Genomic DNA, 11,649 nt, shown 5'->3' with positions numbered 1-11,649 from the left:
ACCAGTCAGCGCGATCTAGATTAGAACGCGGCGACGAGTTTACGACTGCTACGTAGTCGAACGGGGGCAAGCCCCCTCACCACGCAAGCTCAGCTCCTACAGGGGATCGGGGGGTGAAATTGAGATAGCGACCCACAAGGCCTGAAGCATGCCGCAACCGTTCATTTTTCGTACCATCGACCTGGATGGCCAGACCCTCCGCACGGCGGTACGCCCCGGCAAGCCTCACTTGACGCCCTTGCTGATTTTCAACGGCATCGGCGCCAACCTGGAGCTGGTGTTTCCGTTCGTCGCGGCGCTGGACCCGGACCTGGAAGTGATTGCTTTCGACGTACCCGGTGTCGGCGGCTCGTCGACACCGAGTCGACCTTATCGCTTTCCGGGCCTGGCGAAACTCACGGCGCGGATGCTCGACTACCTCGACTACGGACAAGTCAATGTGATTGGCGTGTCCTGGGGCGGCGCCCTTGCGCAGCAGTTTGCGTATGACTATCCCGAGCGTTGCAAGAAACTCGTGTTGGCGGCCACGGCAGCTGGCGCAGTGATGGTGCCGGGCAAACCGAAAGTGCTATGGATGATGGCCAGCCCACGGCGCTACATCCAGCCGTCTCACGTGATCCGCATTGCACCGATGATCTATGGCGGCGCGTTCCGTCGTGATCCGACCCTGGCGGCCAGCCACGCGGCGAAAGTCCGTTCGGCGGGCAAGCTCGGTTATTACTGGCAACTGTTTGCCGGCTTTGGCTGGACCAGCATTCACTGGCTGCACAAGATCAATCAGCCAACCCTGGTGCTGGCCGGCGACGACGATCCGCTGATCCCGCTGATCAACATGCGTTTACTGGCCTGGCGAATTCCCAATGCCCAGTTGCACATCATCGATGACGGGCATCTGTTCCTGATTACTCGCGCCGAAGCGGTAGCACCGATCATCATGAAATTCCTCGAAGAAGAACGTCAGCGTGCCGTGATGCATCCGCATCCACATCCGTCGCCGTCACGCGGTTAAAGGACGCAGGCTTTTGCCTGGTGGCCGGCAGGACGCCGCGCCGCGCAACAACCCACAACAGCGTCTATGGTGAACGGTTCAGTGTGTTTGTTTTTGGCTTGAAACGAAGGAGTGTTGAGACATGCGCGACAAACCAGCGAGAGACCATTTACCCACTCCCGCCGCGTTCATCAACGCACAGAGTGCAATTACCGGCCTGCGTGGCCGGGATCTGTTTTCGACCCTGCGCAGTGTGGCGGCCCACGGCTTGCGCAATCCGGTGCACAGCGCCCGACACGCCTTGAAACTGGGCGGTCAGTTGGGCCGCGTGTTGTTGGGTGAAACCTTGCACCCGACCAACCCGCAAGACAGTCGTTTCAACGACCCGGCCTGGAGCCTCAACCCTTTTTATCGCCGCAGCCTGCAGGCTTACCTGAGCTGGCAGAAACAGGTCAAAAGCTGGATCGACGAGAGCGCGATGTCCCCCGATGATCGTGCCCGCGCGCACTTTGCGTTTGCCTTGCTCAATGACGCGGTGTCGCCGTCCAACACCTTGCTCAATCCGCTGGCGATCAAGGAAATCTTCAATTCCGGTGGCAACAGCCTGGTGCGGGGTATCAGCCATCTGGTCGACGACCTCTTGCACAACGACGGCCTACCCCGGCAAGTCACCAAGCAAGCGTTCGAAGTGGGTAAAACCGTTGCCACCACGAGCGGTTCCGTGGTGTTTCGCAACGAGCTGCTGGAACTGATCCAGTACAAGTCGATGAGCGAGAAACAGTATTCAAAACCGCTGCTGGTGGTGCCGCCGCAAATCAACAAGTACTACATTTTCGACCTGAGCCCGCATAACAGCTTCGTTCAGTTCGCCCTGAAAAACGGCCTGCAAACCTTCATGATCAGTTGGCGCAATCCGGATGTGCGCCATCGCGAATGGGGACTTTCCACGTATGTTGAAGCCGTGGAAGAAGCGATGAATGTCTGCCGGGCGATCACCGGTGCGCGCGAGGTCAACCTGATGGGCGCGTGCGCCGGTGGGCTGACCATCGCCGCGCTGCAAGGTCACTTGCAGGCCAAACGGCAGCTGCGGCGAGTGTCCAGCGCGACCTATCTGGTGAGCTTGCTCGACAGTCAAATGGACTCCCCGGCGACGCTTTTTGCCGACGAACAAACCCTTGAAGCGGCCAAACGCAAGTCTTATCAGAAAGGTGTGCTGGAGGGTCGCGACATGGCGAAGGTGTTCGCCTGGATGCGTCCCAACGACTTGATCTGGAGTTATTTCGTCAATAACTACCTGCTCGGCAAAGAACCGCCGGCGTTCGACATCCTCTATTGGAATAACGACAACACACGACTGCCGGCGGCCTTTCATGGCGATCTGTTGGACTTCTTCAAACACAACCCTTTGAGCCATCCGGGCGGCCTTGAAGTGTGCGGTACACCCATCGACTTGCAGAAAGTCACCGTCGACAGCTTCAGCGTCGCGGGCATCAACGACCACATCACGCCATGGGATGCCGTGTACCGCTCGACACTGCTGCTGGGTGGCGAGCGACGCTTCGTGCTGTCCAATAGCGGTCACGTGCAGAGCATTCTCAACCCGCCGAGCAACCCGAAAGCCAACTACGTCGAAGGCGCGAAATTGAGCAGCGATCCACGGGCCTGGTACTACGACGCCAAGCAAGTCGACGGCAGTTGGTGGACGCAATGGCTGGAGTGGATTCAACAACGCTCTGGCGCGCTAAAAGAAACCCACACGGCCCTTGGCAATCAGAACTATCCACCGCAGGAGGCGGCACCCGGTACTTACGTGCGTGTGCGCTGACGTTCAACTCACCACGGCCGACGCTGGCCGTGGCCTGACTCGACCATTAAGAAGACTGGATGAAAACCCGCGACCGGATTCTCGAATGTGCTTTGCAGTTGTTCAATCAGAAAGGCGAACCAAACGTTTCCACCATGGAAGTTGCCAACGAGATGGGCATCAGCCCCGGCAACCTCTACTACCACTTTCACGGCAAGGAGCCGCTGATTCTCGGGTTATTCGAACGCTTTCAGTCTGAACTGGCACCGTTGCTCGACCCACCCTCCGATGTCGAACTGACACCGGACGACTACTGGCTGTTCCTGCACCTGATCGTCGAACGTCTGGCGCATTACCGGTTTCTGTTCCAGGACCTGTCGAACCTCGCCGGGCGCCTGCCAAAACTGGCCAAGGGCATACGCAACCTGCTCAATGCGCTGAAGCGCACACTGGCGTCATTGCTCGCGCGGTTAAAGGCTCAGGGGCAATTGGTCAGCGATACGCAAGCGTTGGGGCAGTTAGTAGAGCAGATCACCATGACGCTGCTGTTCTCGCTGGACTACCAGCGGATTCTTGATCGCGAGGGTGAGGTGAGGTTGGTGGTGTATCAGATCATGATGCTTGTGGCGCCGCACTTGTTGCCGCCGATCAAGGTCGCGACCGAACAGATGGCACTTCAATACCTGGAAGCACACGAATAACCCTGACTACAAATAACCCTGTAGGAGCGAGCTTGCTCGCGAAGGCGGTGTATCAGTCGACATCAATGCTGAATGATGTACCGCCATCGCGAGCAAGCTCGGCTCCTACAGAGGGCTGCGTCGCTCATTGAACCGAGTACAAACAAAAACGCCCGACCTTTGCAGGCCGGGCGTTTTTTTGAGCCCTAAAAATCAGGACTGACTGGTTGGCGTCGTTGCTGGCGCTACAGTCGGGGTTACAGCAGGGGTTGGCGCGGTAGCAGAGTTCGATGCGCTGACCGGGGCGGCCGGAGTTACCGGAGATGCCGGTTTGGCAGCAGCCACTGCTGGTTTTGGTGCGGCAGCTTTCGGCGCTGCCGGTTTTTTCACCGCTGGCTTCTTCGCGGCAGCAGGTTTTGCTGCTGGCTTGGCTGCCGGTTTGGCGGCTGCGGTTTTGGCCGCAGGTTTAGCAGCAACCGGTTTGGCCGCTGGCTTGGCTGCGGCAGTTTTGGCAGCAGGCTTGGCCGCTGGTTTAGCAGCCGCTTTTGCCAGTGGCTTGGCAGCGGTTTTAGGCGCTGGTTTTGCCGCTGCGGTTTTCGCCGCAACAGGCGCAACCTTGGCACCAGTGAGTTTTTCGATTTGCTTGGTCAGGGTGTCGACCTTGCTGTGCAGTGCTTTCACTTCGTTGCGGCTCGGTACACCGAGGCGCGAAATAGCACTGTTCAGACGCTTGTCGAAAGCCCCTTCCAGCTCGTCCCATTTGCCCAGTGCACGATCTTTAACGCCACTGATACGCGACTTGGCCGAAGTAGCAGAATCCTTGGCAGCGTCGACTTTCTTGCCGACAGCGCTCTTGGTGAGCTTCTCGGCTTTCTCGCCGTCTTTGACCAATGTATCGAAGAGCTTGCTGCCGTCAGTGTCGATCTTCGAGTACACACCTAAACCAGCCAGCCAGATTTTGCGGGAGTAGTCTTCGACTTTCCCAATCCACGAGCTGCCTTCTTTTTCGGTGTTCTTTTTACCAGCCATCCCGTTCTCCTTAAGATTTACGCGCGACGCGTTCGAGCAATGCCGTCAGCTCATCGAGCTTAGCAGAGAGTGTCTCAACGTCATGTTTAGACGGAATGCCGATACGATTCAAGGCACTTGCGACACGCGAGTCAAAAGCCTTCTCGACCTTGTCGAGTTGAACTTCGACCTTGCCTTTGAAAGTACTCACTTCGCTCTTGGCTTCAACGATCTCGGCATTAGCGGCTTCAAGTTTTTCGGCTACTACTTTTTTGCCTTTCTTTTCAACAGTTTGACCAGCCTTGATCAACTCTTGAAAGTACTCGCCACCCTCTTGACCGACCTTGGTGTAGGCACCCAGGCCTGCCAGCCAGATCTTGCGGGCATAGGATTTAACGTCGCCCAGAGCAGTGGTCGATGCGTCGATTTTTTTCTTCAAAATTACTTTAGCCATGGTGCACCTCACGCGCAGAAGGTTTGAGGAACTGCCCGCGCAAGTGTCGGGCTCAGGCACAAAGTAGGGAGAAAAATTAGAAACGGCACCCTAACAACTGACATAAACAGGTGGTGGCCTCACCACTCACTGTAGGAGCAAGCTTGCTCGCGATGCAGGCACCTCGGTATTCCAGTCACACCGTGTAGATGCCATCGCGAGCAAGCTTGCTCCTACAAGATCGCGCGCCTTATGCCAACGCTTTATCGAGGGCCTTTTCGATTTCCGATTTGATCATGCCGCTCATGGCCGACATCATCAGCCCTAATTCCACATCAACGCGTATCGAATCTTCGCTGACATGCACCGCGCCTTTCACGCCGGAGCGCTTGAGGTTCAATGTGTCGCCGGACCACTGCGGCTCCAGGCCATATTGATCGGACAGTTTCTGCGCCAGCTTGTCGGCCTTCTCGCGGGCCGCTTCCTTGCCCAGGCCGTGGGCACGTTCAACACTAATACGGGCCATCGAATGACTCCTGCTTTATGGATACTTTCCTGAAGCATCTTGAGCATTACTGCGTCAAAACGCCCCGGTGGTTGCCCATCTTACCTTCAGCCTTGCCAAGACAAAGCATGCCTTGGGGATTAGAATGTCCCGCATTCTCTTCTGGTGACAGCGATATGACTGATCAGCGCAAAGGCAGCGATGCCGAACCCACCACTCACTTCGGTTTCAAAAACGTTCCGGAAAGCCAAAAAGCGGAAAAAGTCGCTGAGGTTTTCCATTCGGTAGCCGCCAAGTACGACTTGATGAACGACCTCCTGTCGGGCGGCATGCACCGCTTGTGGAAGCGTTTCGCGATCGAGCTTTCGGGCGTGCGCACCGGCAATCGCGTTTTGGACATCGCAGGCGGTACGGGCGACCTGACCAAAAAATTCTCGCACCTCGTCGGCCCGACCGGCCAGGTGGTGTTGGCCGACATCAACGAATCCATGCTCAAGGTCGGTCGTGACCGCCTGCTGGACCTCGGCGTGGCCGGCAATGTCGAATTCGTTCAGGCCGATGCTGAAAAGCTGCCGTTCCCGGACAATCACTTCGACTGCGTGACCATCGCCTTCGGCCTGCGCAACGTGACGCACAAGGAAGACGCCCTGCGCTCGATGCTGCGCGTACTCAAGCCTGGCGGTCGTCTGTTGGTATTGGAGTTCTCCAAGCCGACCAACGCGCTGATGTCCAAAGCCTACGACGCCTACTCGTTCGCCTTCATGCCGCTGATGGGCAAGCTGATCACCAACGACTCGGAAAGCTATCGCTACCTGGCCGAATCGATCCGCATGCACCCGAATCAGGAAACCCTGAAGTCGATGATGGTCGAGGCCGGTTTCGACCGCGTGACCTACCACAACATGACGGCAGGCATCGTCGCCCTGCACCGCGGCATCAAACCCTGATGTTGCTGGCCGGTCTGCTTGCCAGCGTTGAACTCGGTCTGAACCGGGTGTTGCGTCTCGACAGCACGGCGCTGCCACGGCTGGCGCATTTGAGCGGCCGGGTGATTGCCGTCGATTGCCGCAGCCCGGCGCTGCAACTGTTCATCCTGCCCAGTGACGAAGGCCTGATGCTGGCCGCTCATTGGGAAACCGGCGCCGACTGCACGTTGCGTGCTCCGGCCTCCAGCCTGTTGAAACTGGCGATGAGCAAGGACAAGACCTCGGTGCTGCATGGCCCTGAAGTCGAACTCGACGGTGACAGCGGCGTGCTGCTGGAACTGGCGGCGATCCTTCAGGACCTGGAGCTGGACTGGGAGTACGAACTCTCGCGCTGGCTGGGCCCGGTGGCCACGCAGCTGGTCGGCGGTCACCTGCGCAGCCGCGCCCGCTGGTATCAGCAAGGGTTTGCCAGCCTGGGGCAAAACCTGGGCGAATACCTTGCAGAAGAGTCGCGCACCCTCGTCGGTCAGCGTGAAGCCGAAGCCCGTTTCAGTGAACTGGACCAGATCAAACTCGATCTGGAACGTCTCGAGGCGCGCTTCGAGCGCCTTTCCCGATCCCTCGACCCAAGCGATAACGCATGAAGCTGCTTGCCGTCCGCCGTTTATTGCGCATCCAGCGCGTTGTGATTCGTTACCGCCTCGATGACCTTCTGTTTGCCCTGCCGCTGCCGTGGTTTCTGCTGGCATTGCGTTACGCGCTGCCGTGGCGCTGGTTCCCGCGCAAGACGCTGGACCTGAGCCGTGGCGCACGATTGCGCCTGGCGTTGCAGGACCTTGGGCCGATTTTCATCAAGTTCGGGCAGATTCTGTCCACCCGCCGCGACCTGTTGCCGGAAGACATCGCCGATGAGCTGATGAAGCTGCAGGACCGCGTGCCGCCGTTCGACTCGCAAGTGTCGGTCAAGCTGATCGAAGACCAGCTCGGCAAAAAGATCAGTGAAGTGTTCAGCCGCTTCGACGTTGAGCCGCTGGCTTCCGCCTCGGTGGCGCAGGTGCATGCCGCGCAGTTGAAAACAGGCGAAGAAGTGGTGGTCAAGGTGATCCGCCCGGGCCTCAAACCGATCATCGCCCAGGATCTGGCGTGGCTGTTCATTCTTGCCCGCGCCGCCGAAAAGCTCTCGGCCGACGCGCGTCTGCTGCACCCGGTGGACGTGGTCAGCGACTACGAAAAAACCATCTACGACGAACTCGACCTGCTGCGCGAAGCGGCCAACGCCAGCCAGTTGAAGCGTAACTTCGAAGGCTCGCCGCTGCTTTACGTGCCGCAAGTGTATTGGGATTGGTGCCGGCCGAAAGTGTTGGTAATGGAGCGCATCTACGGCATTCAGGTCACCGACCTGACGACGCTGGCCGACCAGCGCACGGACATGAAAATGCTCGCCGAACGCGGCGTGGAGATCTTCTTCACCCAGGTGTTCCGCGACAGCTTTTTCCACGCCGACATGCACCCCGGCAACATCTTCGTCAGCACCGTCAACCCGTGGAGCCCGCAGTACATTGCGATCGACTGCGGTATCGTCGGCAGCCTGACCCCGGAAGACCAGGACTACCTGGCGCGCAACCTGTTCGCCTTCTTCAAGCGTGACTACCGCCGCGTGGCGCAATTGCACATCGATTCGGGCTGGGTACCGGCGGAAACCAAACTCAACGAATTCGAAGCGGCGATCCGCACAGTGTGCGAACCAATTTTCGAAAAACCATTAAAAGATATCTCCTTCGGCCAGGTACTGATGCGCCTGTTCCAGACCGCTCGGCGCTTCAACATGGAAGTGCAGCCGCAGCTGGTACTGCTGCAAAAAACCCTGTTGAACATCGAAGGCCTGGGCCGTCAGCTGTACCCGGACCTCGATCTGTGGAACACCGCGCAGCCATTCCTTGAACGCTGGATGCGCGAGCGCGTCAGCCCCAAAGCCTTGCTCGGTAACGTGCAGAGCCAGTTCGAACAGCTGCCGCATCTGGCCAATATGGCCCGTGATCTGCTCGAACGCATGTCCCAACCCCACGCCTACGACCCGCCGCCACTGTGGCATCGGCGCCGGGACGACTGGTTCCTGCGGCTGCTCGGTACGGCCCATCTGGCCGGTGGCGCGATATTGGCCGCCGGGGGGCCGCTGAACCAACTGGCTTATTGGCCAGCCGGAATCATGATGGCTGTCGGTTTGTATCTGGTCGTTCGCCGATAGCCAGTCACGCAAGTCGCTGGCACACTGTCCGAACGCTTGGGTTCGACTAATGAAGTGTTGAACCCGCTGTCGGAGTCGAAGATGAAAAACTGGCTGGACGAGATCAAGTGGGACGCTGATGGCCTGGTGCCCGCGATTGCCCAGGATCACAAAACCGGGCGCGTCCTGATGATGGCCTGGATGAACCGTGAAGCGCTGGAACTGACCGCTTCCGAGAATCGCGCCATTTACTGGTCACGCTCCCGTGGCAAGCTGTGGCGCAAGGGCGAAGAGTCCGGCCACGTGCAAACCCTGCATGAGATGCGCCTGGATTGCGACGCCGATGTGATCATCCTGATGGTCGAGCAAATGGGCGACATCGCGTGCCACACTGGCCGCCAAAGCTGCTTCTACCGTGTCTTCGAGAACGGCGACTGGAAAACTGTCGACCCGGTGCTCAAGGACCCGCACGCCATCTACTCCGCAGGACACACCCATGAGTGACACGTTGACCCGTCTGGCCCAAGTGCTGGAAGAGCGCAAAGGCGCCGCCGCCGACAGCTCGTATGTCGCCAGCCTGTACCACAAGGGCTTGAACAAGATTCTGGAAAAAGTCGGCGAAGAGTCGGTCGAAACCATCATTGCCGCCAAGGATGCCGCCATCAGCGGCGACTGCAGCGATGTGATCTACGAGACCGCCGATTTGTGGTTCCACAGCATGGTCATGCTCGCCCAACTGGGGCAGCATCCACAGGCTGTACTTGATGAACTGGACCGTCGTTTCGGTCTGTCCGGACACGCCGAGAAAGCCTCGCGCCCGTCCGCCTGAATAACTATTAGAGAGGAGCAGCAACATGGGCATTTTTGACTGGAAACACTGGATCGTCATCCTGGTTGTTGTCGTATTGGTATTCGGCACCAAGAAACTGAAAAACCTCGGCACTGACGTGGGCGAGTCGATCAAGGGCTTCAAGAAAGCCATGAACGACGACGAAAAACCCGCCGATCCAAGCGCGACGCCGTCCCAGCCGGTACCGCCGGTTCAGCCACAGGCCTCGGTGAACCAGCCGCACACCATCGACGTGCAGGCACAAAAAGTCGAAGAGCCGATCCGCAAAGACGTGTGAGCACTGACTAATGTTTGGTATCAGCTTCTCTGAACTGCTGCTCGTCGGCCTCGTAGCCCTGCTGGTACTGGGCCCCGAGCGCTTGCCGGGTGCTGCGCGCACCGCCGGCCTGTGGGTCGGACGCTTGAAGCGCAGCTTCAACGCAATCAAACAGGAAGTTGAACGGGAAATCGGCGCCGACGAGATTCGTCGGCAGCTGCACAACGAGCACATTCTGTCGCTGGAGCAGGAGGCGCGGAAAATCTTCTCGCCGACCCAGCAGGAACCAACGCCGGTGGAACACGTGGGGGCGCAGACGATTCACGCACCTGCCGCTGCCACTGAACCAACGCCAGCGCCTGTTGTAGCGACTGCGCCGGTTGTTCCGGCAACGCCGGTTGAACCCGCTGCTCCTGCCGCCGTGCCGACAACGCCGGCCCCTCATGACCCAACATTGCCGCCGCGAGCCCCATGAGCGATCTCCCCGAAAACGACCAGCACATGCCGCTGGTTTCGCACCTCACCGAGTTGCGTACCCGCCTGCTGCGCTGTGTAGCGGCGATCTTTATCATCTTCGCCGGGTTATTTGCCTTCACCCAGCAGATCTACACCTTCGTCTCCACGCCGCTGCGCGCGTACCTGCCTGCCGGCGCGACAATGATCGCCACCGACGTGTCGTCGCCGTTCCTGACGCCGCTGAAGCTGACCATGATGGTTTCGCTGTTCCTGGCGATTCCGGTGATCCTGCATCAGATCTGGGGCTTCATCGCACCGGGTCTGTACAAGCATGAGAAGCGCATTGCAGTACCGTTGTTGATGTCCAGCATCGTGCTGTTCTACGCCGGTATGGCGTTCGCCTATTACCTGGTGTTCCCGCTGATCTTCAAGTTCTTCGCCTCCGCCACCCCGGCTGGCGTGGAAATGATGACCGACATCACCAGCTACCTCGATTTCGTCATGACGCTGTTCTTCGCCTTCGGCGTGGCGTTTGAAATTCCGGTGGCCGTGGTGCTGCTGGTGTGGATCGGTGTGGTCGACGTCAAATACCTGAAGAAAATCCGCCCCTACGTGATCATCGGTTGCTTCGTGGTCGGCATGATTCTGACGCCGCCGGACATCTTCTCGCAGACGCTGCTGGCTGTACCCATGTGGTTGCTGTTCGAGATCGGCATCCTGTTTGGCAGCCTGATCAGCAAACGGGGCGAGCATCCGGACGATCAACCGGTTGACGATCACAACGACCAGCCGCCAGCGACCCAACCGTGAACCTGTTGCTCCTCGAAGAAGCTGATTTCATTGCAGCCGACCGAGTGATCCTGCGTGATCGCCGGTTGACGCACATGCAGGAAGTCCACCGCTGCGAAGTCGGTGACAGCATGCGCGTCGGCAGGATCGGCGGGTTGATGGGTTCGGCAGAAGTACTGCGTCTGGACGCCGGTGAAGCCGAACTGCGCGTCACCCTCGACCAACCGCCCCCGGCCAAGCTGCCGTTGACCCTGGTTCTGGCCCTGCCACGCCCGAAAATGCTGCGCAGGGTGTTTCAGACCGTGGCTGCCATGGGTGTGCCACGTATCGTGCTGGTGAACAGCTATCGCGTCGAGAAGAGCTTCTGGCAAACCCCGTTTCTGGAACCCGAGGCGATTCGCGAGCAACTGATCCTCGGCCTCGAACAGGCCCGGGACAGCGTGTTGCCGGAAATCGTTATCGAGAAGCGCTTCAAGCCGTTTGTTGAGGACCGTCTGCCAGCGATCACCGAGGGCACCCTCGGTCTGGTCGGCCATCCCGGTCATTACCCGCCCTGCCCCCGAGGCCTGGACGAACCGGTGACCCTGGCCATCGGCCCTGAAGGTGGCTGGATTCCTTACGAGATCGACCTGTTGGGCAAATCCGGCCTGCAACCGGTGCAACTCGGCGAGCGCATTCTGCGCGTCGAAACCGCCGTCACCGCGCTGCTCGCCCGCCTCTTCTAACTTCA

At 59.0% G+C, this 11,649-nt stretch carries 15 protein-coding genes; 12 read left to right on the top strand and 3 right to left on the bottom strand.

Annotation, left to right across the window (positions count from 1 at the left end):
- Nucleotides 1-148 precede the first annotated feature (148 nt).
- The 3 genes from phaZ (at nt 149) to ACWGZX_RS16410 (ending at nt 3,493) form a co-directional block, all read left to right on the top strand.
- Nucleotides 149-1,009, top strand: coding sequence for a poly(3-hydroxyalkanoate) depolymerase (phaZ, locus tag ACWGZX_RS16420; protein WP_223519930.1), 861 nt, complete (start codon nt 149-151; stop codon nt 1,007-1,009).
- A gap of 121 nt (nt 1,010-1,130) precedes the next feature.
- Complete coding sequence (gene phaC, locus ACWGZX_RS16415) at nt 1,131-2,813, top strand: class II poly(R)-hydroxyalkanoic acid synthase (RefSeq protein ID WP_452624614.1); 1,683 nt, start codon at nt 1,131-1,133, stop codon at nt 2,811-2,813.
- A gap of 59 nt (nt 2,814-2,872) precedes the next feature.
- The gene (locus ACWGZX_RS16410) at nt 2,873-3,493 is read left to right on the top strand and encodes a TetR/AcrR family transcriptional regulator (protein ID WP_452624613.1); all 621 of its coding nucleotides are present in this window, start codon (nt 2,873-2,875) and stop codon (nt 3,491-3,493) included.
- Nucleotides 3,494-3,685: 192 nt separating this feature from the next.
- Here ACWGZX_RS16410 and ACWGZX_RS16405 read toward each other — a convergent pair whose 3' ends face one another.
- The 3 genes from ACWGZX_RS16405 to ACWGZX_RS16395 form a co-directional block, all read right to left on the bottom strand.
- A complete protein-coding gene (locus ACWGZX_RS16405) occupies nt 3,686-4,501 on the bottom strand; it encodes a phasin family protein (RefSeq protein WP_452624612.1) in 816 nt (271 codons plus the stop codon).
- 10 nt (nt 4,502-4,511) lie between these two features.
- The gene (locus ACWGZX_RS16400; RefSeq protein ID WP_007948966.1) at nt 4,512-4,934 is read right to left on the bottom strand and encodes a phasin family protein; all 423 of its coding nucleotides are present in this window, start codon (nt 4,932-4,934) and stop codon (nt 4,512-4,514) included.
- A gap of 229 nt (nt 4,935-5,163) precedes the next feature.
- A complete protein-coding gene (locus ACWGZX_RS16395) occupies nt 5,164-5,439 on the bottom strand; it encodes a polyhydroxyalkanoic acid system family protein (protein WP_452624611.1) in 276 nt (91 codons plus the stop codon).
- 155 nt (nt 5,440-5,594) lie between these two features.
- Here ACWGZX_RS16395 and ubiE point away from each other — a divergent pair, with 155 nt between their 5' ends.
- From ubiE to ACWGZX_RS16350, 9 genes are all read left to right on the top strand, one after another.
- Nucleotides 5,595-6,365: a bifunctional demethylmenaquinone methyltransferase/2-methoxy-6-polyprenyl-1,4-benzoquinol methylase UbiE gene (gene ubiE / locus ACWGZX_RS16390; protein ID WP_007948968.1), complete on the top strand. Its 771-nt coding sequence runs from the start codon at nt 5,595-5,597 to the stop codon at nt 6,363-6,365.
- Nucleotides 6,365-6,988, top strand: coding sequence for a ubiquinone biosynthesis accessory factor UbiJ (locus ACWGZX_RS16385; protein WP_452624610.1), 624 nt, complete (start codon nt 6,365-6,367; stop codon nt 6,986-6,988). The genes ubiE and ACWGZX_RS16385 overlap by 1 nt, the downstream gene beginning before the upstream one ends.
- Nucleotides 6,985-8,589, top strand: coding sequence for a ubiquinone biosynthesis regulatory protein kinase UbiB (gene ubiB, locus ACWGZX_RS16380; RefSeq protein ID WP_452624609.1), 1,605 nt, complete (start codon nt 6,985-6,987; stop codon nt 8,587-8,589). The genes ACWGZX_RS16385 and ubiB overlap by 4 nt, the downstream gene beginning before the upstream one ends.
- Nucleotides 8,590-8,670: 81 nt before the next feature.
- Nucleotides 8,671-9,072, top strand: coding sequence for a phosphoribosyl-AMP cyclohydrolase (hisI, locus tag ACWGZX_RS16375; protein WP_452624608.1), 402 nt, complete (start codon nt 8,671-8,673; stop codon nt 9,070-9,072).
- Complete coding sequence (locus ACWGZX_RS16370) at nt 9,065-9,397, top strand: phosphoribosyl-ATP diphosphatase (RefSeq protein WP_007899279.1); 333 nt, start codon at nt 9,065-9,067, stop codon at nt 9,395-9,397. Before hisI ends, ACWGZX_RS16370 begins: the two co-directional genes overlap by 8 nt.
- Nucleotides 9,398-9,422: 25 nt before the next feature.
- The gene (locus ACWGZX_RS16365) at nt 9,423-9,695 is read left to right on the top strand and encodes a twin-arginine translocase TatA/TatE family subunit (RefSeq protein WP_452624607.1); all 273 of its coding nucleotides are present in this window, start codon (nt 9,423-9,425) and stop codon (nt 9,693-9,695) included.
- A 10-nt stretch (nt 9,696-9,705) separates the two neighbouring features.
- A complete protein-coding gene (tatB, locus tag ACWGZX_RS16360) occupies nt 9,706-10,149 on the top strand; it encodes a Sec-independent protein translocase protein TatB (protein WP_452624606.1) in 444 nt (147 codons plus the stop codon).
- On the top strand, nt 10,146-10,940 hold the full coding sequence (gene tatC / locus ACWGZX_RS16355; protein ID WP_452624605.1) for a twin-arginine translocase subunit TatC: 795 nt from the start codon (nt 10,146-10,148) through the stop codon (nt 10,938-10,940). Before tatB ends, tatC begins: the two co-directional genes overlap by 4 nt.
- A complete protein-coding gene (locus ACWGZX_RS16350) occupies nt 10,937-11,644 on the top strand; it encodes a 16S rRNA (uracil(1498)-N(3))-methyltransferase (protein ID WP_452624604.1) in 708 nt (235 codons plus the stop codon). Before tatC ends, ACWGZX_RS16350 begins: the two co-directional genes overlap by 4 nt.
- Nucleotides 11,645-11,649 lie beyond the last annotated feature (5 nt).

This window comes from Pseudomonas sp. CLCA07, assembly GCF_053615335.1.
Note: the sequence above shows the minus strand (reverse complement) of the source record. Positions and strands in the feature narration are given on the sequence as shown.